The organism is Pseudoalteromonas sp. PS1M3, assembly GCF_016865405.1.
Classification (GTDB): Bacteria; Pseudomonadota; Gammaproteobacteria; order Enterobacterales; family Alteromonadaceae; genus Pseudoalteromonas; species Pseudoalteromonas marina.
On sequence record NZ_AP022625.1, the window covers coordinates 600,425 to 625,381 of the forward strand.

The 24,957-nt window shown below is 38.3% G+C and carries 20 protein-coding genes and 2 pseudogenes; 12 read left to right on the plus strand and 10 right to left on the minus strand.

Annotation, left to right across the window (positions count from 1 at the left end):
- Positions 1-3 precede the first annotated feature (3 nt).
- The gene (locus PS1M3_RS19390; protein WP_203987551.1) at positions 4-1,293 is read right to left on the minus strand and encodes an alkaline phosphatase; all 1,290 of its coding nucleotides are present in this window, start codon (positions 1,291-1,293) and stop codon (positions 4-6) included.
- Between the two features lie 358 nt (positions 1,294-1,651).
- Between PS1M3_RS19390 and PS1M3_RS19395 the strand changes: the two genes are divergently transcribed.
- From PS1M3_RS19395 to rnd, 3 genes are all read left to right on the plus strand, one after another.
- Positions 1,652-2,503: an alpha/beta hydrolase gene (locus PS1M3_RS19395; protein ID WP_203987554.1), complete on the plus strand. Its 852-nt coding sequence runs from the start codon at positions 1,652-1,654 to the stop codon at positions 2,501-2,503.
- Positions 2,504-2,618: 115 nt separating this feature from the next.
- The gene (gene fadD, locus PS1M3_RS19400; protein WP_203987557.1) at positions 2,619-4,271 is read left to right on the plus strand and encodes a long-chain-fatty-acid--CoA ligase FadD; all 1,653 of its coding nucleotides are present in this window, start codon (positions 2,619-2,621) and stop codon (positions 4,269-4,271) included.
- Between the two features lie 51 nt (positions 4,272-4,322).
- On the plus strand, positions 4,323-5,453 hold the full coding sequence (gene rnd, locus PS1M3_RS19405; protein WP_203987559.1) for a ribonuclease D: 1,131 nt from the start codon (positions 4,323-4,325) through the stop codon (positions 5,451-5,453).
- Between the two features lie 61 nt (positions 5,454-5,514).
- On the opposite strand, the gene minE is transcribed toward rnd, so the two are convergent.
- Genes minE through minC form a run of 3 tightly spaced genes read right to left on the minus strand, consistent with a single transcriptional unit; the run spans position 5,515 to position 7,299 of the window.
- Positions 5,515-5,778, minus strand: a complete 264-nt coding sequence (minE, locus tag PS1M3_RS19410) for a cell division topological specificity factor MinE (protein ID WP_006793461.1) — start codon at positions 5,776-5,778, stop codon at positions 5,515-5,517.
- 1 nt (position 5,779) lies between these two features.
- Positions 5,780-6,589 carry a septum site-determining protein MinD gene (gene minD, locus PS1M3_RS19415; protein ID WP_006793462.1) on the minus strand — a complete coding sequence of 270 codons (810 nt, stop codon included), beginning with the start codon at positions 6,587-6,589 and terminating at the stop codon, positions 5,780-5,782.
- A gap of 5 nt (positions 6,590-6,594) precedes the next feature.
- Positions 6,595-7,299 carry a septum site-determining protein MinC gene (gene minC, locus PS1M3_RS19420; RefSeq protein ID WP_010556195.1) on the minus strand — a complete coding sequence of 235 codons (705 nt, stop codon included), beginning with the start codon at positions 7,297-7,299 and terminating at the stop codon, positions 6,595-6,597.
- Between the two features lie 155 nt (positions 7,300-7,454).
- Between minC and PS1M3_RS19425 the strand changes: the two genes are divergently transcribed.
- Positions 7,455-7,736, plus strand: a complete 282-nt coding sequence (locus PS1M3_RS19425) for a YcgL domain-containing protein (RefSeq protein WP_006793464.1) — start codon at positions 7,455-7,457, stop codon at positions 7,734-7,736.
- Entirely contained in the window at positions 7,729-8,745 is a 1,017-nt protein-coding gene (locus PS1M3_RS19430) for a lytic transglycosylase domain-containing protein (protein WP_203987561.1), read from the plus strand. The genes PS1M3_RS19425 and PS1M3_RS19430 overlap by 8 nt, the downstream gene beginning before the upstream one ends.
- Positions 8,746-8,777: 32 nt before the next feature.
- Here PS1M3_RS19430 and PS1M3_RS19435 read toward each other — a convergent pair whose 3' ends face one another.
- The 6 genes and pseudogenes from PS1M3_RS19435 to PS1M3_RS19460 all read right to left on the minus strand — a co-directional run bounded on the left by PS1M3_RS19435 (position 8,778) and on the right by PS1M3_RS19460 (position 16,220).
- Positions 8,778-9,323, minus strand: coding sequence for a GbsR/MarR family transcriptional regulator (locus PS1M3_RS19435; RefSeq protein ID WP_006793466.1), 546 nt, complete (start codon positions 9,321-9,323; stop codon positions 8,778-8,780).
- A 176-nt stretch (positions 9,324-9,499) separates the two neighbouring features.
- Positions 9,500-11,203: pseudogene (locus PS1M3_RS19440) on the minus strand (TonB-dependent receptor); the annotation flags it as partial.
- 77 nt (positions 11,204-11,280) lie between these two features.
- On the minus strand, positions 11,281-12,036 hold the full coding sequence (gene istB / locus PS1M3_RS19445) for an IS21-like element helper ATPase IstB (protein WP_008108839.1): 756 nt from the start codon (positions 12,034-12,036) through the stop codon (positions 11,281-11,283).
- A 14-nt stretch (positions 12,037-12,050) separates the two neighbouring features.
- The gene (gene istA / locus PS1M3_RS19450; RefSeq protein ID WP_024600838.1) at positions 12,051-13,595 is read right to left on the minus strand and encodes an IS21 family transposase; all 1,545 of its coding nucleotides are present in this window, start codon (positions 13,593-13,595) and stop codon (positions 12,051-12,053) included.
- Between the two features lie 208 nt (positions 13,596-13,803).
- Positions 13,804-14,526, minus strand: a pseudogene (locus tag PS1M3_RS19455) (TonB-dependent receptor plug domain-containing protein); the annotation flags it as partial.
- Positions 14,527-14,942: 416 nt separating this feature from the next.
- Positions 14,943-16,220 (minus strand): amidohydrolase family protein, encoded by a 1,278-nt coding sequence (locus tag PS1M3_RS19460; RefSeq protein WP_203987563.1) that lies wholly within the window; start codon positions 16,218-16,220, stop codon positions 14,943-14,945.
- Positions 16,221-16,363: 143 nt separating this feature from the next.
- Between PS1M3_RS19460 and PS1M3_RS19465 the strand changes: the two genes are divergently transcribed.
- The 7 genes from PS1M3_RS19465 to PS1M3_RS19495 all read left to right on the plus strand — a co-directional run bounded on the left by PS1M3_RS19465 (position 16,364) and on the right by PS1M3_RS19495 (position 24,954).
- Positions 16,364-18,193: a DUF885 family protein gene (locus PS1M3_RS19465; protein WP_203987565.1), complete on the plus strand. Its 1,830-nt coding sequence runs from the start codon at positions 16,364-16,366 to the stop codon at positions 18,191-18,193.
- 97 nt (positions 18,194-18,290) lie between these two features.
- Entirely contained in the window at positions 18,291-18,803 is a 513-nt protein-coding gene (locus PS1M3_RS19470) for a YcgN family cysteine cluster protein (RefSeq protein WP_203987567.1), read from the plus strand.
- A complete protein-coding gene (locus PS1M3_RS19475) occupies positions 18,803-19,321 on the plus strand; it encodes an RNA methyltransferase (protein ID WP_006793471.1) in 519 nt (172 codons plus the stop codon). Before PS1M3_RS19470 ends, PS1M3_RS19475 begins: the two co-directional genes overlap by 1 nt.
- A gap of 157 nt (positions 19,322-19,478) precedes the next feature.
- Positions 19,479-20,372 (plus strand): ABC transporter substrate-binding protein, encoded by an 894-nt coding sequence (locus tag PS1M3_RS19480; protein WP_008131735.1) that lies wholly within the window; start codon positions 19,479-19,481, stop codon positions 20,370-20,372.
- Positions 20,373-20,470: 98 nt separating this feature from the next.
- Positions 20,471-21,721 carry a sugar MFS transporter gene (locus PS1M3_RS19485; protein WP_203987569.1) on the plus strand — a complete coding sequence of 417 codons (1,251 nt, stop codon included), beginning with the start codon at positions 20,471-20,473 and terminating at the stop codon, positions 21,719-21,721.
- Between the two features lie 252 nt (positions 21,722-21,973).
- On the plus strand, positions 21,974-23,863 hold the full coding sequence (locus PS1M3_RS19490; RefSeq protein WP_203987571.1) for a methyl-accepting chemotaxis protein: 1,890 nt from the start codon (positions 21,974-21,976) through the stop codon (positions 23,861-23,863).
- A 2-nt stretch (positions 23,864-23,865) separates the two neighbouring features.
- Entirely contained in the window at positions 23,866-24,954 is a 1,089-nt protein-coding gene (locus PS1M3_RS19495) for a GGDEF domain-containing protein (protein WP_203987574.1), read from the plus strand.
- The last annotated feature ends 3 nt before the right edge of the window (positions 24,955-24,957 follow it).

Here is a 24,957-nt window from a genome sequence, read left to right on the forward strand (position 1 = left end):
ATTTTACTGTTCTATAAAGTGTATTAACTTATCAGCTATATCTGTATTATTTTGAGAGCCAACAAATTGTTCACTCCCTTTACCATAAGCAAAAACTTGTACGTCTGCTGCAGTATGGCCACCCGTAGTCCATCCAGTAAAGCTTGTGTCACTAATAATACTTTTAACGGCTAAGTTGAGTGCTTTGTCACCCATAGATTTAGCTTGCTCAAGTTTTATTTTGTTTTCAGGGGTAAATGCAATGCTGGTATATTTATTCCACACTGATTTTAAATCATCAGACTCAAGTAAGTGTTGTGTAATTGTACCCGCTGTTGCTTTTACGCCATGCACAACATCTGCTTCCCACTTATATTGGCCGTGCGCACCCAATGTTAAGCCTCCTGTAGAGTGATCAGCAGTTATAACTAATAAAGTATCTTTATTTTTATCAACATACGCTTTAGCTTTTTCGATAGCAGATGCAAAGTCATCCATTTCGGCCATGGCACAGGCTATATCATTTGCATGCCCACACCAATCAATTTGGCTACCTTCAATCATTACAAAAAAACCATCTTTATTTTGATTGTCTAGAAGGTCGAGTGCTTTAGAAGTAAGCTTAGTTAACCTTGTTGGGTTTTCGTCTAAGGCAAAAGGTAAGCCTTTAGCGGCATATAAACCAATAGCTGGAAGTTGCGTAATTTGATCAAGGTTTTGAATATCGTCACCATACTGGTAACCCGCGGCTTTAAATTCGTCAACTAAATTTCTATCGTCTCGAATAAAGTATTTAGTACCACCACCCAGCATTAGGTCAACGGGTAGTTTGCCTGCAATTTTATTATCAATATAATCATTAGCAATTTCGTCGTAATTATTACGTGATTCATTATGAGCGGCAAAGCTTGCTGGTGTAGCGTGGTTTATTTGTGATGTAGCTAATAGGGCTGTAGTCATGCCTCGCTGTTTAGCGATTTCAAGCATTGTTTTAAGTGGTTTTTTATCAGTATCTACGGCAATTGCACCATTATAACTTTTATGCCCGCTGCTCAACGCTGTCGCACTTGCGGCGCTATCGGTTACAACTGTGTGATCTTCAGGGTAAGTACGCGCCATTCCTGTCAGCATGGTATCAAAAACGGTTTGCTCAACAGACTTTGTAGTGGGGTCATCTTTAAAATAACGATAAGCAGTAGTATAAGCAGGCCCCATGCCATCACCAATCATATAAATTACATTTTTAGGTGCAGTTTCGGCCATTGCACCAGATGCAGTGCACATTAGAGCTAACACACTTAATTGTTTTTTCATGTTTTATGTACCTTTTGAGTGTACTTTATTAATAGCTAAATTATTGTATACCTTAACTATGATAAATAAATTAATAGATTGCGACAAATGATGATTTAGCTATATATAAGCTGATTATTGTGCGTAAAAATTATTGTAAAGCCTTAAAATATCTATTAGGAAACACCAAATAACAAAAAAAACACACATAATAGTCGAGCTAAATTAAAAATAACATTATGAATAAATGACGGTTTTTATTTATTCTTCTAGGTTGCAGTTGTAGCCTCAGCGACTAAAATAACAAACATTTAGTGAAACTATTTAGTGGTCTGACAACTTGTATGTTATAAATTTAAAAAAATAAAAAGGGGTTTATGTGCGGCCATTTAATATTAAAACACGTAATTTAGATATTCATGGTTTAAAAATAGGCTCTGGTGAAGAGGTAGTAATAGCACTTCACGGTTGGTTAGATAATTGTAATAGTTTTAAGCCCATGCTTGATGGCCAAAAGCCAGAGCAAACTTGGTACTGTATTGATTTTTCTGGACATGGTTTAACATCGTGGCGCAGTGATGACGCTCATTACTATTTTGTTGATTACATCGATGATGTTTATCAATTTATTGAAGCCATTGGTGCTGACAAAGTTCATTTAGTCGGGCATTCTATGGGAGCTATGGTCGCGGGTTTTTTCGCCAGTTGCTTTAGTCAAATGGTTAAATCGGTAAATTTTATTGAGGGTATTGGCTGCGTAACAACACCCAGCGAGGAAGTTACGGAGCAACTAAAAAATGCTGTGCTTAATCGTGCAAGAACGCATAATAAAAAAACAAGAATATATCCCTGTAAAAAAGATATTTACGAGGCACGGTCTAAAACAACCGACTTAGATGTTGAATTAATTTCGCTATTGATGGAACGAAATATCAAAACAGTCTCTAAGGGTTTTGCACTAACAACCGATCCTAAGCTCAAAAATCATTCAGGTTTTAGGTTTGATGAAGTGCAATGTATTGGTGCAATAAAAGAATTAATTGCACCATGCCAATTAATTTTAGGTAACCAAGGTTACGCGTTTGTAAAACAAAATTTAGAAAAATATATTAATTATTACAATGACTTGAGTGTAGTTAATGTGGAGGGTGGGCACCATTGCCATATGCAAAGTAGCAAAGAATGTTATGAACACATTCAAGCATTTATGGTGCAAAGTGGTGCACGTTAATTGTATATTGACGTTAAATGTGGGATTATTCCCGCATTAGAGTATTTGCTCAATTGTTAAAGTGCCTTACTTAGATTAAGGTTAATAAAAATATAACTATAAACAGGGGCTAAGAGTGGAAAAAATCTGGCTTAAGCGCTACCCAGAAGGTATGCCTGAAACAATCGATCCTGAGCATTACAACTCGTTACTCGAAGTGTTCGAAAAAAGTTTTTCTGATTACAAAGATTTACCTGCATTCACAAACATGGGTAAAACGTTGTCGTATGAAGAAATAGACACAGCAACTAAAAAAGTTGCCTCGTATATTCAAAATGATTTGGGACTCAAAAAAGGCGACAAAGTTGCCGTAATGATGCCTAACTTATTACAAACACCTATTTCTATTTTAGGTATTTTACGCGCCGGGTGTGTGGTAGTTAACGTTAACCCTTTATACACTGTACGTGAGCTCGAACATCAGTTAAAAGATTCAGACACAAGCGCCATTTTCATTCTTGCAAACTTTGCAGATACTCTTGAAAAGGCTTTAGGTAAAACAGACGTTAAACACATCGTGGTTACTCAAGTTGGTGACATGGTGGGTGGCTTTAAAAAGCACATTGTTAACTTTGTTGTTAAGCACGTTAAAAAAATGGTGCCTAAATACAACTTACCAAACACGATTAAATTTTCAGATTTGTTAAACGCTGACGAAAATGCTTACACACGCCCTGAATTAAATTTATCTGACCTAGCATTTTTACAATACACAGGCGGTACGACCGGTGTATCTAAAGGTGCTATGTTGAGCCATGGTAATATGGTGGGTAACCTTGAGCAGGTGACTGGTTGTTTAGATAAGGTACTAAACCGTGGAACAGAAGTGGTTGTTACTGCACTTCCGCTTTACCATATCTTTGCACTTACGGCTAACTGCTTAACGTTCATGAAATATGGTGGTTTAAACTTATTGATTACTAATCCGCGTGATATGCCGGGTTTTGTAAAAGAGTTAAGCCAAACTAAATTTACAGCAATCACCGGTGTTAACACATTATTTAATGGTTTACTAAACACACCAGGTTTTGATGAACTTGATTTTAGCCACCTAAAAATGTCGTTAGGTGGTGGTATGGCGGTTCAACGTCCTGTTGCTGAAAAGTGGCAAAAAGTGACGGGGTCAAAACTGATGGAAGGCTACGGCCTTACTGAATGTGCTCCACTTGTTACAATTAGCCCTTACGACTTAGAGTCTTATAACGGTTCTATTGGTTTACCTGCACCAAATACTGACATTAAGCTAATGCTTGAGAATGGTGTAGAGGCAGCTAAAGGTGAGCCTGGCGAATTATGCGTTAAAGGCCCTCAGGTTATGCTTGGCTATTATAAGCGCCCAGATGCCACAGCCGAATGTTTACAAGACGGTTGGTTTGCAACAGGTGATATTGCTACATATGACGATGAAGGCTTCTTCTATATAGTAGATCGTAAAAAAGACATGATTATAGTATCTGGCTTTAACGTTTTCCCAAATGAGATTGAAGAAGTTGTTGCAATGCACGACGGTGTGCTTGAAGTGGCGGCTGTTGGTATTCCTCATGATGTCAGCGGTGAACAAGTTAAAGTTTTTGTTGTTAAAAAAGACCCTTCTTTAACTGAAAAAGATATAATAAACCATTGTCGTGATAATTTAACTAATTACAAGGTTCCAAAACTCGTTGAGTTTAGGGATGAGTTACCTAAAACAAACGTAGGTAAAATACTCAGACGAGCCTTGAAAGATTAGAAAACTATAAAAAAGCCGGCATTAGCCGGCTTTTTTATTGTAGGAGACTAAGTGCAATATCAATTAATTCAAACACAAGTTCAGCTTGATACCTTTGTTGAGCAGATCCAAAATAAGCCTATATTAGCTATTGATACCGAGTTTATGCGTCGTCGCACTTTGTATCCAGAAGTTGCACTCATTCAGGTTTTTGACGGTGAGCATCTAGCACTTATCGATCCTTTAGCTGAGCTCTCGTTATTTGATTTTTGGCAGGTTTTAAAAGACCCCGCAGTTTTAAAAGTGCTTCATTCACCATCTGAAGACATTGAAGTATTTCAAAAATATGCTGGGTTTGTTCCTGCACCATTGTTTGATACTCAATTTGCTTTGCAATTGCTTGGTGAAGGAAACTGTATGGGGTTTGCCCTTATGGTTAAAACACTCCTAGGTATTGAAATAGATAAAAGCGAATCACGTACCAATTGGTTACAACGACCGCTAACTACAAAGCAACTTGATTATGCTGCCGCTGATACATTTCATTTATTACCGTGCTTTGAATTAATTATCGATCGCATTAACAAAGCTGATTTGTTTGAGATTATTTTGGATGAGAGCGAATTAATTGCTAATAAACGGGCTTTTCAAACACCGGATGAATTGCTCTATAAAGATATTAAAAATGCTTGGCAGTTAAAACCACATGAATTAGCTGTATTAAAAGAGCTAGCAATATGGCGCCGTAATAAAGCAATACGTAAAAACCTTGCTCTTAATTTTGTGTTGAAAGAACATAACATGACCGAAATCGCTAAGCGAGGGCCATCTAGTTTAAATTCATTGCGTCAAATACCGGGTGTAGAATCGATTGAAGTTAATCGCTCAGGGGTTGAGATTTTAAAGTGTATAGAAAAAGCTAAAGCAATTGCTGTTGACGAGCACCCGCAAGTGTTGAAGCGTTTAATCGATTTTCCTAATTATAAACAAACGGCAAAAGATATTAAGCAAAAAATAACGAAAGTTGCTAAAGCTAATAATATTCCTGAGGATGTTTTAGCATCTAAAAAACAAGTAAATCAATTAATTAGCTGGAATTGGAAGTTGACGGCAGAGCAAAAAAAGACACATATAAAGCCAGATTTATTGAGCTCTTGGCGTTATAGCTTTATTAAAGAAGCTTTAAAAGAGTGGGATACCTAAAAGGTTAATATTTTAGTAGTTGTTAGTTATAAAGAGGGCGCTTAACGCGCCCATTCTTCAGTTATTTCTTTTCTTCGTCAGGTAAAGTTACGTTTAGCTCTAATACAGCTAGGTCGTCTTCATTCTGATCAAATTGTACCTGCACTGCATCACTATTAACGTTCACATATTTTCGAATTACATCCAAAATATCTTGTTTTAATTGTGGTAGGTATTCAGGTGTTCCACGCTGAGAACGTTCGTGTGCGACAATTATTTGCAATCGCTCTTTTGCAAGAGACGCACTGTTTTTCTTTTCTGAGCGGAAATAGTCAAGTAACGACACATTAGCCTCCAAAAATCCGTTTAAAAATGCCTTTTTTCTCTACATCTAAGAAGCGAAAATCGACGGTTTCACCAAGTAAGCGGTTTATGGCATCAGCATATGCTTGACCAGCATCTGATTCGCCATCCAATATTACCGGTTGACCTGAATTTGATGCACTCAATACTGCTTGTGACTCAGGAATAACACCTAACAAATCGATAGCTAATATGTCTTGTACGTCTTCTACCGAAAGCATTTCACCTTTAGCAACACGCTCAGGGTTGTAGCGTGTTAATAATAGGTGTTCTTTGATATTTTCAAGGCCTTCTTCAGCGCGTTTAGATTTGCTATGCAAAATACCTAAAATACGGTCAGAGTCTCGTACAGATGACACTTCTGGATTGGTGGTTACAATCGCTTCATCAGCAAAATACATTGCCATCATCGCACCCGCTTCAATTCCTGCTGGTGAATCACATACAATATAATCAAAGTCTTCTTTTAGCTCGTTTAAAACGCGTTCTACACCATCACGAGTTAGTGCATCTTTATCACGCGTTTGCGATGCTGGCAGTAAAAATAACTTCTCAACACGTTTGTCTTTGATAAGTGCTTGGTTTAGGTTTGCTTCACCGTTTATGACGTTTACAAAATCATAAACAACGCGGCGCTCGCACCCCATAATTAAATCAAGGTTACGTAAACCGATGTCAAAATCGATAATAACCGTTTTGTAGCCTTTTAATGCTAAGCCTGTGCCTATTGCGGCACTTGATGTTGTTTTACCAACACCACCTTTACCCGAGGTAACGACAATTACTTTTGCCATGAAATTTATCCTTTAACCAAAGCTGAAATTTCTAATGATTCATTTTTTTGTTGTATTTGCACTGCACTGCCCCAAAACTCACCTTGTAGAGAGTCACTGATCCAGTAGTTGCCATTTATGGAAACAAGTTCTGCTTCTAGCTTTTGGCAAAATATATGTGCGTTTTCTAATCCTTTTGCGCCCGCTATTGCGCGACCACGAAGGGTTCCGTAAATATGTACGTTGCCATCTGCTATTACTTCTGCACCATGACTAACAGCGCCTAATACAATAAGGTCGCGGTCTTTTGCATACACCTGTTGACCCGAGCGTACAGTACCGTTAATTATTTGTGCTGGAAGTATAATATTTTTTTCGACAATTGACGTGTTAGGTTGCTTTTCAACGGGCTCTGCTTTTACGTCTTGCGAATAATTTAATACTGAAAAGCCAGCTTTTTTGGCATTTGCATGCTGCCCATCAGAGCCATTGCATACACCCACTGCGTTGAAGCTCATTCGTTCGATAAGTGACTTTAAATGAACAAAGTCTAAAGAGCTGCTTTTTACTTCTTCTAAATTGACAACAATAGGGGCTCCTTCAAAAAAACGAGGGGCTTGGGCTATTTTTACGTACAATTGTTCTGCTAAAAGGTTTATATCAGCACTATAAAGATGTAAAACTGATAACGTAAAAAGATTCCCTTTTAACTCAAAAATTTGGTCCGACATACACGCTCAATTGAATTGTATGATAAGAAATTATAATTAGATAAACACAGGCTGAATAAGGCCTTAATCAAAATTTCTAATCTAAATTTTCTAACTTATTATTACTCTCATGGTATAGTGTGCAGCATTGTTGTGCAAGAATTTATAGGGTCATAATGTTAACTGCGGTATATAAAAGTAAGAAAAAGACGGATACCTTCTTATTTGTTGAAAAAAGAGATGATTTTAGCAAAGTTCCAGAACCTCTAATGGCTATGTTTGGCAAACCTCAATATGTGATGCTCATCAACTTAGCTAAACGTGAGCACCTAGGTGGTGCGGATTTGGAAACCGTTAAGGGTGCATTAACCGATCAAGGATACTATTTACAACTTCCACCACCGGAAGATAATTTGCTTACTGAACTAAGAAAACAAAATGGAGCCGATCGTGATTAAAAAACTGGCAGTTGTATTATGTGGTTTATGCTTGAGTTCGTCAGTTGTTGCCAAAACACAAGCCGAATTTAAAGATTACTTAGTAAACCTAAAAGAAGAAGCAATCGCAAAAGGCTACGAAACGTCGTTAATTGATAGTGCATTTGCGACCGCGACTTATAAAGAGAAAGTGGTATCAGCTGATAAAAACCAGCCTGAAGTGAAAGAAACACTCGAGACCTATTTACCAAAACGTGTACCACAATGGAAAATTGACCGTGCTCGTAAACTTTATGCTGAGAACAAAGATATTCTTGAGCAAGTAGCTAAAGAGTTTGGCGTACAAGCACGCTTTATAGTCGCTTTATGGGGTCTTGAAAGTAACTTTGGTACTATTCAAGGCGGTCACAATGTTATTTCATCATTAGTGACACTTGCCTTTGATGGCCGCCGTGAAGCACTTTATAAACGCCAGTTGTGGGCGGCTTTAGACATTTTAAAATCGGGTCATATTACCTTAGATAAGTTTAAAGGTTCTTGGGCTGGGGCTATGGGGCAAACTCAATTTATGCCAACGTCTTTTAATGCTTACGCAATTGATTATAACAATGATGGTCGCAAAGATATTTGGACTACAAAAGAAGATGCGTTTGCTTCAATTGCTAATTATTTAAAGCAAGAAGGGTGGAACGATTCATTAACTTGGGGTCGTCAAGTTATGCTTCCTGATAACTTTGACAATAAATATATTTTAGTTCGTGGTACTAAAACACGTAAACAATGGCTTGAGTATTGGAATGACTCTGAGCGTTCACTCAATGAATGGCAGGCTTTAGGGGTGAGAAGAGTCGACGGTACTGCATTGCCTAATGTTGATGTACGAGCAGCACTGGTTATGCCCGATGATATCAACGGCCGTATGTTTTTGGCCTATGATAATTACAAAGTGTTAATGCATTGGAACCGTTCTTATTACTTTGCAACGAGTGTGGGTTATTTGTCTGATAGAATCGGATACCCAAAAATATAGTTCAACAAAAAATAAAGCCGCACAATGCGGCTTTATTCTTTTTTAAAAATTTTCTCTTTTAAATCGATGACCTTGCCAATTCCTGATCCCAGTTTCATAAGTTTGTTGAGCTGCTCGGGAGTTAAACGCTGTAACTCAGACGACCATTTAGTGACCGTTTCAAGTAGATTGTGAATTTCTTCCATTTGCTTTTGGGCATACACTTCCTCTTCGTTATTCGCTTCGTCAAGTAAGTTATCTCGCAAAAGGCTGAGCGTTGGATCGATTTCACGTTTTTTTCGCTCTTCAAATACTCGATTAGCCATATCCCAAATATCGCCTGCAGGCGCATAATACTCTTTACGATCACCCGGAATGTGCTGAACTTTAATTAATTGCCAAGATTGCAGCTCTTTTATGCCCATACTTACATTACCACGAGAGATACTTAGTGAGTCGGCAATTTCATTCGCTGTCATCGGGTTTTTAGTAATGATTAGTAAACCACACATTTGGCCTATTGTACGGTTAAAGCCCCAACGGCTGCCCATTTCGCCACAATGCATCACAAAGGTAAAATTCTTTTCAGATAAAGTCATATCATTAACTTTCAGTAATTTCAGAAATTAAATGCTAGCATGTTGATTTGCGATAGCAAGGCATTAAGTGCACTAAAATAATCTTAGTTTGGCTTAAATACAATTTAAGCCATTTTATGCATAGTTTTTAAATATTAAGGGCGCTTGTAAATACAAGCACCCATAAATTTTAACCGCTAAAGTGTGTAACTAAAACTTAATTTAGCATTACGCTCTTCACCAGGCATACCGCCTAAAAACATCGCTTTAGAATAATACTGTTTGTTAAATAGGTTGTTTAAATTAAGCTGCATGTTCCACTGTTTAGTTGTATACGAAATTGCAGCATCGTACACAGTGTAGCCAGGTACATAGCCATCAGGAATACTAAATGAACTTGAGTTAGTACTTCTGTTATCAACGTAAGTAATACCCCCGCTAATATTAACTGACTCGGGTAAATTAAATATGTTTGCATAGTAAGTAACCCATGTGCTTGCAGTTACATAAGGCACCCCTTTTTGACGAGTGTCGTAAGCGCTGCTATTGGGGTTAGATTTATCACGCGCGTCTTGATATACGCCGTTAACATTTATTTTCCACTGCTCATTTAAATACGCATTTAAATCAAGCTCAACGCCTTTGGTTTGCTCTTCGCCATCAAAGTAGCTTTCTACTATATCAGGGCCAGACACACCAGCTTCATACAGTGGGTTACTGTATTCAAGATTTGTACGAGCGCTTTCAAACACAACTAAAGTAGCTAGTAGCTGGTCGTCAAATGCTTTATACCTAAAGCCTAAGTCATTACTTATTGACTCTGAGTCTTCTCTATCTGCTTCGTTACCAGCAACAGAGCCTAATACACTGTATGCGGTTCGGCCTTTAGAGTGATTAACAAACACAGAAAAATCTTCAGTAGGCTGATAAGTAGCACCTAAATTATAGGTTAAACCTGAATCAGATGTGTTTGCCTCAGGGGTTGGCTCTGCACGGCTTGAACTGTAACGTTCATCTACACCATTATGTTCGTAGCTCTGCTTAATACGGTTATAGGCGACTCCTATGCGTGTAGTCAGTATGTCATTAATATAACCTACATGCTGAACGCCCATTCCCCATGCTTGAACCTTTTTATTATAATCACTCGTTTTTAGCGGGTCGTAATCGTCAAAGCCACCGATTGGCCAATTTGGTTGCCTCATGTCATAGATGTAGGGTAAAGCACCTTGATAAAGCACATTACCATCAGTGTCGTAAATTACTTTATCGCTGTCATAAATAGAGTATTGTTTGAAACCAATATCTCGGTCTTCATAATTTGCATTAACTAAGAGTTCGTTATCAATATCGCCTATCTCAAAGTCGTATCTTAAATCTAAAAAGTACTGCCATGATTTTTCATCTGCTTCTACTTGGCGATACTCTTGGCGCCTAGCTGCAAATGGATAAAGTACATCATTTTCAACTAAAGGAGCACGAGGGTCTTGATTAATAACGCCACTGCGAGTTGAGTACACGTAATTAAAAGCCCCTGTTTGACGAGCAAAGCTTGATGTGTAATTACGGTACTGTAGTTGCTGGTTTAAGAATAAGTCATCAGTAATAAAGTAATTATGCGTAAGCTTAAATCGTAATTCTTCACCTTCATTATCATCGGCCATTGGTGAAATAATCCCATTGGTACCAAAGTCATAGGGTGTTAAACCATCTGTTGCAGAAAGAGAGTTCGCTAATTGTAATTGCTGTTCACTTGTCAGTTGTAAGCCACTGCCTGTCGGATCGTTTACTAAGTCTGCAGCGGTTACTTCACCAGCAGTTAAGCCATTCGCTGTCTCTGCGTTGTATATGCGAATAGGGTGGCCAATTGAGTCAACAGCAATTGAATCCTTAATATATGCGTATTCCGGTGATGGTGAACACCGATTCCGGTTTTATCGTGAACACTTAAATTCCACGCATTGGGTTCATGACATTTTTAACCTAAGTGTTCACGATGGTCAATTTTAGATTGAATTTTTCTCATAGACTCCCCCTTTAATTTTATCCGATGAGCATTGTGCATTAGTCGATCTAAAATGGCATCGGCTAAGGTATTATCGCCGATGGATTGATGCCATTCTTCGGTGGGTAATTGACTGATGATGGCGGTTGATGAACTGCCGTGCCTATCATCCATGATCTCCATTAAGTCATTTCGTTGTGCCGCTTTAAGTGGCTCAAGCCCCCAATCATCTAAAACGAGTAAGTCGATCTTAGCGAGTGACTGTAACATTCGACTGTAAGTGCCATCTGCTTTGGCTTGTGTCAGCGCAAGCATCAACCTTGAGAGTCGGTAATATTTAACGCTGTAGCCTTTCATGCATCCTGTATGCGCAAGCGCACAAGTGATATAGGTTTTACCGCTACCGCAAGGGCCTGTGATCAGTAAGTTTTGTGATTTATTCAGCCAATCACATTGCAGTAGCGATGCCATCATCGATTGATTGAGACCTCGCGGGTGATGATAATCTATGTCTCTGGCGTTAGCGGCTAATTTAAGTTTTGCCGCTTTAAGTAAGCGTTGTTGTTTTCGGCTCTCTCGGTCTTGGGCTTCACTGTCTGCTAGCAGTTGTAGTCGCTCATCGAAGGACAACCCTTCATAAGTACTTGGTTGTTCCATTTGGCTCACTAAGGCGTTGGCCATACCACTGAGTTTGAGTTGACGAAGCTGAGTTATCGTTTGTTCTAACATAGAATTTCCTTACCTTAATGGAAGCTTTTAGGACCACGGATATTTTCATGGGATTGTGGCAATAACGTCGACGGCTCTTCTTGCGTTCGCGGCAATTTATCTTGGTTGCTACTGAGTATGTCTTTGATATGTTTTAACCGATATAAACTGTATTGATTGGCTATCGCACAGGCGTTATTGAGCCGATCGGCGGGATAGCTTCTTGATAGGTTGAGTAAGCCTAAGCACACACGATACGCTTGTTCTTCATGTTGTTTCTGTGCCAATTGTGCTTTCACCCAGAGCAAAACGTCATCTCCAATATCTTTCGCCCAATTCATTAAACGCCCTGGTGACCATTTATGATGCTTCTCATGCTTTACAGGCATGTGCTCGGATGTGGTGGTCATGCCCGGATGATATTTTCTCGGGTGACTGGTGATGCGTTTATGCTTGAAATAAGCCTCAATCAAGTTGTCTTTGGCATGAAGTTCAAGCTTTTCACCCACCAAGTGATGGGGTACCGAGTAAAGATGGTTATCATACTGAACGTGATAATCAATATTCACTTTGACGTGTTTAATATCCGTGAATTGATAAGCTAGTTTGGGCATAGGCGCGAGGGCGGGTTTGTCGATTGACTCGAACCATGATTGTCGTGTCCCACTCAGTTGCTTAAAGGGCTTATTATTGACCTCAAGCAGTAAGGCTTTGATGCAATGGTTTAGCTCAGCTAATGAGAAAAAGGTTTGGTGTCGTAACTTGGCGAGTATCCAGCGTTCAATGATTTGCACGCCCACTTCGGCCTTGGCTTTATCTTGTGGTTTTCTGGGACGAGCAGGCACAATCACGGTGCCATAATGCGCGGCCAATTGCTGATAACTCGGGTTAACATCAGGGTCGTAGCGACACGCTTTACTGACACCACTGCGTAAATTATCGGGGATAACCATGTCAGGTATACCGCCGATAAATTCAAATGCTCGCACGTGACTGCCGATCCAGTCGGGTAGACTTTGGCTCCAGGTTGCTTCACAAAATGTATAATTTGATGCGCCCATCACCGCCACGAATATCTGGGCGAACTTCACTTCACCCGTCGCATTACAAACAATGGGCATCGTTTGACCCGCATAATCGACAAAGAGTTTTTCTCCTGCTTTATGCACTTGTCGCATCGAACGTTTTTGCTTTTTAAGCCAGGTCATATAGCGATCGCAGAACTGAGAATAGCTGTAACAACGATTCGGATATTGCTGAGTATATTCTTCCCAGAGTAAGTTCTTGGTGACGCCTTTGCCCGTTAATTCTTTTCGAATGGCTGGCCAATCTGGCACTTCAAATCGCTGGGATGGCCGAGTGTCGGCGCGAGGATAGAACTGACTAGCAAGCACAGAATCATCAAGCTCGTCGGGCAGTGGCCAACTTAACGATAAAGCTCTGGCTTTAGTGAGTAGTTTTTGAATACCACCGACACTGATCTTAGTGCTGGCACTTATTTTTCTGACACTGAGTTGGGCAGCAAAATGTAGCCTCAACACTTCTCGAATTTTACGCATTGTGATCCTCTTAGTCGCCATATCCCTTCCTCAGTAATACAAAAAGGAAATAGCTTAACAAAGTAATTAATAATCAATGCGTTGAAATTGTACTGGTTTGGTGTGAACACCGATTCCGGAAAATCAGTCAAAAGTGTTCACGATAAAACCGGAATGAGCGTTCACGCTAAAACCAGAACGGGTGTTCACGATGGGCCGGAATCACTGTTCACGATGCTCCGGAATATGCAATATAGGCAGCAGAGAGCATAACGTCTTGTTTATCGTTTAACACATACTTAAGTGATGTATAAATTTCATCACGCTCTTCTTTTAAATCGCGAAAGCCATCGCTCGAGGCCGTTTTAGCCATTACGCGATACGCTAAGTTGTCGCTAAGTGCATTTGTGCTGTCAAAAGCAAGAGAGTAGCTGTCCCATTGACCAAGCTCTAAAGCGACTTTATGTTTTTCTTCAAACTCAGGTTTTTTTTCAATTAAATTAATTACACCACCAGCGCTACCAATACCATATAAACCTGTAGCTGGGCCTTTTAACACTTCAACCGACTCAATATTGGTTAATGAGCGAGTTGGATTAAAGGTGTTTCCAAGTCCAGCTCCCCCATACATACCATCATAAGTGTAATTGGCGTCAAGACCACGAATAACCAGGTTATCGCCAATGCCATAATTATTACCCGCTTGGGTTAAACCACTCACATTACGGACAAGATCTTGTAGGTTGTCTACGCCCTGTGATTCAATTAGTTCACGATCAATAATAACAACAGGAGCAGGGGTTTCCATTAAGGACATATCTGACTTTGTGGCAAGACCCGAACTCATAACAACTTGATTTTGTTTTTGATAAACACTTATGTGTTCAATATCTTGTTCTGCAGTGGTTGATGCTAAAGCGGCTTGTGCATTTAAACAAGCAAGGGTGAGGAGTGAGTAATTAAACTGTTTCATTATGATAACCATTCGCATTTATTGATTTGCGCTAATGGTAATGATTATTATTTGCAAAATATACTAAAAGTTCAATAAATATTAGATTAAAACAACTGTTTGCATGTTTTTCATACAAATAAGCGGGCTTAGTTAATAAAAACCAAACAAATATAAAGGAGGGGACGAATTTGGCAATTAAGAAAAATAAATTGCAATATGATTTTCTTTAACAGCTCTCCCAAATTAAGAGTAATAAACTAAAAATGACAATAGAGACCAGGTAAAACAATGCTATTAAAGCTTTACCTTTAACACATTGTTTTACTAATCTTTTAATTTTAGTGTTTTTAGGGTTGAGAATTAAAATTTAATGAATTTTAACGTTAAAAGTAAAGGCTAACACTATAAAGCCAGCCTTAACTTAGATTTAAATTTTATTTTTCAGTTTTATAAACAATACCTGCTTTCATCACAAACGGTATTTGCTCTAATGTTGAAATGTTTTTTAATGGGTTTCCTTCAACAGCAATAATATCGGCGGCATATCCCGTTTTTATTTGCCCTAGTGTATTATGCATTTTTAACAGTTTAGCGCTGTTTATGGTAGCTGATTGAATGGCTTGCAGTTCAGTCATGCCAAATTGAACCATACGTGAAAATTGCTTTGCATTATCACCATGTGGGTAGATGGCAGCGTCAGTTCCAAATACCATGTTCACACCAGCTTTTACAGCTCGGCTAAAGCTATCTCTTTGTTTTTTAGAAACTTGGCGTTCTTTGTTTAGGTTTTCTTCGTCTACACCATTTTGTTCGCCAAAGCTTAAAGTGTATTCTGTGTTGTATATATCCATAGAAAGCCAAGTGCCATGTTTTTTAGCCAGGGCTATGGCTTCATCGTCTAAAAAGCTTGCGTGTTCTACGCTGTCAACACCTGCAATGATAGCTGTTTTTATGCCGCTTGTGCCGTGTGCATGTGCTGCAACGGGAAGGTCGCGCATGTGCGCTTCTTCAACAATGGCTTTCATTTCTTCAAGCGAATATTGTTGTACACCTACTTTGGTACCCTTTGAAAAAACACCACCTGTAGCACAAAATTTTATAGCGTTTGCACCGTACTTTATGTTTTCACGTACTTTTGTTCTAACCGCCCATGGACCGTCTGCAACACCTGCTGAAGTATATTTTAGCTCAGGCGGTAAACGGTTATTGTCACAGTGCCCGCCAGTTATACCCAGTGAAGGACCTGCTGCCCAAATTCGTGGACCTACAATGTCACCCGCATTAATACCGTCTCGTACCGCAATAACGCTATAACCATCTGCGCCCACATTTCTTACGGTAGTAAAACCTGCTTCAAGGGTCTTATTAGCAAAATAAGCCGATTTAACTGCCATGCGTGGGATTGATTGACCCAAGCGCTCACTACGAGAAACAGTAGGATCACTCGTTAAGTGTACATGCATGTCCATCAATCCAGGCACTAGTGTTAATTGTGGCAGATTAATAAGTTCATCACTTTTACCTAGTTGCGGCTTTTTATTACGTTCTATTGAGGTGATCACACCGTCATCAATAGTAATTAATGGCGATTGAATGAGTGTGCCATTTTCTACATCTAACATGGCTTTTGCAGAAATGTAGGTGACTGCCTGGGCAGGTAGACTGCTCAAACATAATATGGCTATTGAGGCTGATAATAGGTGCTTTTTCACTTTTTAATTCTTTTATATGAAAGTTACGTTGTTTTGACTTTACCAAGCTCAAGTAAAAGTGCAATAAAATAACGACTAAGTTACTACTTTATTTAGCTTAATTTAAAGCTCATAATCGAGCTGAGTTTTTTATAAGGATTAATATGAAATTATTAAAATTAGCACTGGTCGCTTCTTCAGTGATCGGTGCGCTTATGGGGTGTAGTAGCACAACGTCTCAACAAAATAATAGTAAACCCGTTTCATCATCTATAAATGCTGTGGTTTCAGAATTATCTGCCGAACAGCAATTAGACGTGCTTGTTGATCAATACTACAACGAGTCGCTTGCACTTTCGCCAATAATGGCAACATATAGCGGTAAAAATGAATTTAATGATCAGTTCACGCCTGAAATTTCAGCGACAAATCGTAACAAAAAGGCGGCTTTTTATAAAAAGTATCAACAACGCCTTGCTTACATTGATTCAAAGCAGTTAACAGGGCAAGCGCTATTAAGTTATGAGATTTTAAAACGTGACCTTGCACTTAACCTCGAGGGGATGCAATTTCCAAGCTACTTTCTGCCTATTAATCAAATGTCGGGAGCACATAATGTGTTTGCTGGATTTGGCTCTGGGCAAAGTGCACAACCTTTTAAAACAGTACAGGATTACGATAATTTTTTAAAACGTAGTGATGGCTACATCAAATGGCTTAAAAGTGTTGAGCTTTCTATGGCTGAAGGTATAAAACAAAATATTGTTTTACCTTTGCCACTTGCAAAAAAGTTAGCTCCACAATTTAGTGCGCATGTTGTAAATAAGCCTGAAGACTCACTGTTTTGGGGACCTATAAAAAACTTACCAAATTCGTTTACAGTTGAGCAAAAACAAGAAATAACAGCGAAATACCGCGATCTAATCATGAAGCAATTAGTGCCGGCTTATCAAAGCATGCACACATTTTTAATTAACGATTATATACCTAGTAGTCGTGTGTCAGTAGGCTACAGTGATTTTACTAATGGTAAAGCTTGGTACGAATACCAAATAAAGAAAAACACAACGCTTAACTTATCTGCTGACGAAATTCACAATATTGGTTTAAGCGAAGTATCGCGTATTTTGAGCGAAATGAAAAAGGTAAAACACACCGTTGGCTTTGACGGCGATTTGCCTGCATTTTTTACTCACTTGCGTGATTCAGATGAGTTCTACTTTAATACCGCTGATGAGCTTATTGAAGCGTACGAAAATGTTAAGAAAAAAATTGATGCAAAAGTACCGCAGTTATTTGATGTGGCTCCTAAAGCGCCCTACATTGTTAAACCAGTAGAGGCTTATCGTGCTCAGTCTGCGGCGGGTGCTTCTTATGCAGCCCCTGCACCAGATGGTTCACGTCCGGGTATTTTTTATATCAATACTTTTAATTTAAAAGCACAACCTAAGTTTTTACTCGAAACACTCTCGATTCATGAAGCGGCACCTGGTCATCATTTTCAAATTGCTCTTCAACAAGAAATAGACGGTTTACCTGATTTTCGTAAATTTGGTGGGTATACGGTTTTTGCTGAAGGGTGGGCACTGTATGCAGAAAGTTTAGGGAAAGAGCTTGGATTATTTACCGATCCTTATATGTGGTATGGGCGTTTGGCTGACGAGCAATTACGGGCAATGCGTTTAGTGCTCGATACTGGTTTTCATGCAAAAGGGTGGACGCGCGAGCAAGGTATACAATACATGCTTGCTAATTCATCAATGGCTGAAAGCGATGTAGTGGCAGAGGTTGAGCGTTATATTGCGTGGCCAGGGCAAGCACTTTCGTACAAATTAGGGGAGTTTAAAATTAAAGAACTTCGCGATTATTGTAAAAAAGAGCTAGGTTCCCAATTTGATATTAAAGCGTTTCATACGCAAATATTAATAGATGGCGCATTACCCATGCCTATTTTGGAGAAAAAAATAAAGCGTTGGGTGCAATCGCAGCGTTAATGAATAGCGCAAAGTGATTATCAAATTGAGGTATTCGCTTTGCGCCATTTAGTGCAATACGTTAGAATGCGCGCTCTTAAAAGGGCGCGAGAACACTATGTTTGATCAACAGTTAGCAAATACACAGTTTTGGCTTACAAAAAGCTTGAGCGAAATGAGCCAAAATGAATGGGAGGCTATTTGCGATGGCTGTGGTAAATGTTGTTTAAATACGTTTATAGATAGTGAAGATGAAGACGATTTTGCCCCAACCGATCAGCTACGTGAAGGTGAACAGCTCATTTTCACAAATATTGTTTGTCAGTATTTAGATAATAATACCTGTGGGTGTAGCGAATACGAAAACCGCCAAACACTTGTCCCTTCTTGCGTAAAACTAACCAAAGAAAACCTTAAAGATATTTTCTTTATGCCGCAGAGCTGCAGTTACCGCCGCCTGCATGAAGGGCGTGGTTTAGCTTCGTGGCACCCGTTATTAAATAACGGCGATAAAACACTTATGCATGATCTCGGTATTTCAGTAAAAGATAAAACAGTCAAAGACAGTAATGTAAAATTAGATGATTTTGATTTATACATTGCTGAGTGGCCAACAAAGGATTGCGATTAATGAGCAAGTTAAAAGCGAGTATTGGTTTAATAAACCCGAAGAGCCCTACTAACGTTGGCGGTGTGTTACGAGCTGCTGGGTGTTACGACGCAAAGCAGGTTTATTTTACGGGTAATCGATATCTTAATGCGCAAAAATTTCATACCGATACTAAAAATGTGGTTGAACGTATTCCATTAACCTCTACCGATAGCCTAGAAAAAGTAAAACCTGAAGGGGCAACCGTTGTTGTCGTTGAGTTAATTGAAGGGGCTACACCGCTCCCTGAATTTAAGCACCCAGAAAATGCATTTTATGTTTTGGGCCCAGAAGATGGTTCTGTTCCTAAAGACGTACTAAAGTGGTGCGATGAAGTAGTTTACATTCCTACTATAGGGTGCATGAACTTAGCTGCAACCTGTAATGTAGTACTTTACGATAGGCTTTCTAAATTAGGTGGTGTTAAAAGCAGTGATGACACAATAATAAGTTCGCGCGATACCAATAATAAAATGAAATGGGTTAAACCTGCTTTATAACTTTTGTAATGCCAATTAAATCTGCTAGTTGGCATTAGACACTGTCTATATTCAATTTCACGTTCTACCAATTTTTCATTCTCTTGATTAATTCCTCCTTCAAAAGTGTAAATAACGCCTACACTTAACTGACTATTAGTTTGACGATAGCTTTATTATGCGCATTGTAGTCTTTTTGTTGTCCTTTATTAGTTGTTTTAGTTTCGCGAGTCAAAGCGTAACCTTCATTCATAAAAATAGCCTTAAAACTGTAGAAGGGCAGCGTTATAAATCGGGGCTTTTATATAGCGCCCCAAATAGTAAACGCACATTACATATTGTTACTTTAGATTGGCCGCCTTATATAAGTAACGACTTATGTAACAAAGGGTGGGTCTATCATTTTGCCGTTGCTGTTCTTAATAGTCAGGGTTACAGCGTTTATTTAGAATTTTTACCTTGGGCAAGAGCTGTGCGTAATGTGGAACTTGGAAAAGCCGATATTTTAATGCCTGAGTACTTTATTGAAGACACTGCGCCTTCAGACTATGTTAAAAATAAAATGCGAAGAGAGCTGCTTGGTATTTCAAATTCGTTTCAAGGTGGAAATATTGTATTTCTAAAGCGAAAAAACGCACATGGTATTTTTACAGGTAATCTAAACTCATTAAAAGGCTCAACAATAGGTGTTGTAAGAGGGTATCAAAACACGCCTGAATTTGATGCCATGATGGATAATGAAGAGTTTAAAGTTATTAGTGCGGTAAACGATTTGCAGTTAATGCAATTACTTTTTGCCAAGCGGGTCGATCTTATTATAGGCGATCCTTCGGTGTTAACCCATTCAGTTACGTTTTCTGAGCTTAACCAAAATGAAAAAATAAAACTGCTTAATGCAGTTGAGCAAGATGGTAAACCACTACATTATAACTCATTGTATTTTGCTATAAGTAAGCTAACTCCTAACTGGCTTGAAGTGCTAGATGACATAAATCAAGCCTTATATATATTTTATAATAGCGGTGAGACTGAGCGTTTAATCAATACTGTTTCAGAAGAATGTGCAGTTTGAATAAGTATGATGGTTTGGAACGTTCTAATTACCTTGTGCCCAAACAACTTATTAACAATGTAGAATCAGTTTAACTTGTTAATGGAGTGAAAATAAAAATGAGCACACTGAACACACATCACGATTATGGCGTTAATAAACAGCACAACAAAAATTATCTGTTTCCCCTAACTGCAATGACAACCCTGTTTTTTTTATGGGGTTTTATTACAGTATTAAATGATGTATTGATTCCACGATTAAAAGGCGTATTTGATCTTAGCTACTTTGAGGCAATGCTAGTGCAGTTTTGCTTTTTTGGTGCCTATTTCATTGTATCTATTCCCGCTGGTATTTTAGTTAAACAGCTTGGTTATAAAAAAGGTATTCTAACGGGCCTTATTATTGCTTCGATTGGTTGTATGCTTTTTTACCCTGCGGTAGTAGTGCATGAGTATTGGTTGTTTTTAGGCGCATTGTTTGTACTCGCTGCTGGTATAACCGTATTGCAAGTATCAGCTAATCCATACGTTGCGGCTCTTGGCCCAGATAAAACCGCCTCTTCACGATTAAACTTAGCGCAAGCGCTTAATGCCCTGGGTACTACAGTAGGGCCTTACGTAGGAGGCATTCTCTTTTTCGGTACTGCTGGCACATTCGCTGCGTCTGCTGCATCGGCAGAATCAGTAAAAGTGCCTTATTTAATGTTGGCTGCAGCACTTTTATTAATTACCATTGTGTTTGCATTTATAAAGTTACCTGAAATTGAAGCCCATAAGGAAGACAGCACAGACACCGAAACTCGTTCTTTAATGCAAGCACCTCACCTTACTATGGGGGTTGTAGCAATATTTTGTTATGTAGGCGGTGAAGTAGCTATAGGTAGCTTTTTAGTTAATTACTTTGGTGAAGCACACATTGCTGGGCTTGAAGAGCATGCTGCCGCGGCACTTATTAGTTATTATTGGGGCGGAGCAATGGTTGGGCGTTTTGTAGGCTCTGCGTTGTTACAAAAAATTGCGCCTTCTAAAGCAATTGCCTTTAATGCTATCAGTGTTATTGCGTTGTTATTAATCACCATTTTTACACAAGGTGATGTCGCTTTGTATTCAGTATTGGCAATCGGGTTGTTTAATTCAATTATGTTTCCAACTATATTTTCTGTTGCGATTGAAAAATTAGGCCCGTTAACTAGTAAAGGCTCCGGTTGGCTATGTTTAGCGATTGTAGGTGGTGCATTAGTGCCTTTATTGCAAGGGTATATTGCCGATACCGTAAATATTCAAGATAGCTTTTTCGTGCCTATGGTATGTTATGTATTTATAGCTTGGTATGGTTTAAATGCTGTTCGTTTAGCTAAAAAATGGTAGAAAATGTATTGAATAATAATAGCTGAATACGTATTCAGTCATTATTATTTTCTTTTTATTTGGAACATTCCAAATTTTGTTATCTATTGAACATTATTTATGTAAAATTAATTACTTAAAATTTGTAATTAAGTTTTTCTAGTCCTTTTTTATTGTTTTTAGCTGCTATTTTCGGAAAAACCGAAAATAGCTAAGACAATGCTCACAATATTTGCTAAAACTAGAATGCTAAAAATAAATTAAAGGGCATTTATGTTTGGGGCATTCAAGTTTACGACAAAAGTCACAATAGCAGCGTCTGTTGTACTCGTTTTGGTATTAGGGTTATTCACTGTAAATAACTACTTTACCTTAAAAAACCAAACACAAAATCAGCTTGCTCTCGTCTTGCAACAAAACTCAGAATCTGTTTCTCAAAATATAGCTAGCTGGTTAAATGCAAAGCTGGCCATTGTTAGCGCGTTTGCTAAAACCCACCAACCATCAGATCCAAATACGCTTACATTACTACAATTAAACACAGCAGGGTTAGCAGGTAGTTTTAAAAACACCTATATTGGCCAATCTAACGGTAATTTTATTTTAAATGATCAAAGCATCGTTTTACCGCCAGATTTTGATGCAACATCACGTCCTTGGTATAAGCTAGTCGAAAACAAAACCAATACTGCCTTTACTACTCCCTATATTGATGTAACAACTAACGAGTTAACTATATCTGCTGTTGTGCCTATAAACCACAATGACCGTTTTGTTGGTGTTGCTGGTGCTGATATTGATATGCAAACTGTGACAGAAATTATTAATAATATTGATTTTTTAGGGCTGGGTTATGGTTTTTTACTCGATGACAGCGGCCAAATATTAAGTCACCCACAAAGCAATGTTAACCTAAAAAATATCGCTGAGTTATTTGGCACCAAACCATCACTTAGTAGCGAGTTTGTTGAATATCAAATAGCTGGCGAAACTAAATTAGTTTCGTTTAATAAAATACGTGGTATTGAAAATGTAAATTGGTATTTAGGGGTTGTTATTGATCAACAAAAAGCATTTGCTAGTGTATCTAGTTTTGGTGAAACGGCATTTATTTACTTAATTGTGGGTACAATCGTAATTGTAATTTTAATGCAATTTTTACTTCGTTATTTAATGCGTCCAATGAATCGGTTAAATGACGCTATAAAAGATATTTCACAGGGAGAAGGTGATTTAACACGTCGTTTAGAGATAGAAAATGACGATGAGTTTGGTGAACTCAGCCATTCATTCAATGTGTTTATTGAAAAAATTCAATCATCAATCGAACAAGTTAAAGATACAACAATACTTCTTGATGACGTAATAGCCAGTCTGCTATCACAAACACATTCTTCACTTGCTATGTATGACGATCAAAGTATGCGTACTGATAGCGTTGCAGCTGCAATTAATCAATTTACAGGGATGACATCAGATATATTTAATAGTGCGTCTGACGCATCAACACTTGCAAAAGATGCGAATAAGCACTCTACACAAAACCAGGAAATATTAAGCACTAATGTTGCAGGGATCCATGAGTTATCTGCCAATATAGTGCAAGCTCAACAAACTATTAATAGCTTAAATGAACATACAGAAAGCATTGGTAATGTTTTAGAAGTGATTAAAGGCGTGAGTGAACAAACCAACTTACTTGCATTGAATGCAGCTATTGAAGCAGCTCGCGCAGGTGAAGCAGGGCGTGGTTTTGCAGTAGTGGCAGATGAAGTTCGACAATTAGCTCATCGCACCAAAGAATCAACGCAAGAGATTGAAGAAACAGTCATAGAATTGCAAAAAGGGTCAACTTTGGCTGTGGAGTTAATGAAAACAAGTTTACAAGGCAGTGAAAAAAGCGTGTCAGAAGCTGATGCAGTTGGAAAATTAATGCAGCAAGTTATAGAAGATATAAAACAAATAAGTGTTGCCAATCATACCGTTGCAGACGCTACAGAAGAACAAAATCAAGTTGTTAAATCACTAGATGCAGATATACAAACTATCAGTGAACTATCTATTCAAAGTAAAACCAATCTAAATAATACTCTGAACGAATGTACAAAACTGAGACAACAATTCGGTGATTTAGAACAAATGGTCCAAAAGTTTAAAGTATAGATATGGAAGAGGAAAAATTAGCTAAGTCAAATTGGCGCAATTTAATTAACATAGATAGCGTTTACAATTCGGACAGGCAACGCCAAGCACTTTCATTATTTACAATGATAGCCTTTGCTATTCTTATATTGGGTTTTTTACTTCTATCTAATTATGATGTGTATTCGCCCATCTTAAGTGTGGCTTTGCTCGTTGCTAATATGACGATCATTGCCTGCACTGTTTACTTCTTCAAAACCGGTAAGCTAGAGGTTGTGTCTTTAATAACCATGCTAATCATTTTTATTATGTGTATTGCGCTTATTTACACAGGTGGTAAAGAGAACACAGCGCTGTATTGGCTCATGTTTTATCCAGTTGTTACCTTTGCTACTCTCGGTGTTAAATTAGGGTTATGGCTTAGTGGGTTTTTATTGGTCTGCTGTTTAGGGCTATTATACGGCCCTAATTTTGGGCAGGTCGATTACGGTTTTGTAGAAAAATCACGTTTTATGGCTTCGTTTAGTTTGGTGTTTATTTTTTCGTTGATTGGTGAATTTTTTAGATATAAAAGCCATCAATCTATTGCTGAAATAACTTTGGCACAAAAAAAGGATGCGTATACCGATCAGCTAACAGGGGCTGCCAATAGGCGTTTTGTTACATCTCATTTTTTTAAGCTGGTTAGCGATAATCCCGATAATTATTTACCGTTCTCAATTTTACTTTTGGACTTAGATCACTTTAAATCTATTAATGATAACTATGGTCATGATAGTGGTGATACTGTCCTAATAGAATTTACTAAAATGCTGGAGTCACACTTCAGTAGCGATTCAATAAAAGCGCGTTATGGTGGTGAAGAGTTTGTGGTTATTCTCCCAAAAGCGACTATTCAAATTGCAGAGCACATTGCTAACAACTTTAGAGAAAGTGTCGCCAATACAACACTTTTGAATGTTGATAGTAAAAACGTAGTACTTACCTGTAGCATAGGTGTAGCACAAGTAAATAAACTATCAGATTACAATGATGCTTTAAAACAAGCCGATCGATGCCTTTATAAAGCAAAGGAAACGGGTCGAAATAAAGTTGTTTCAGCTTTTATGTAGGAG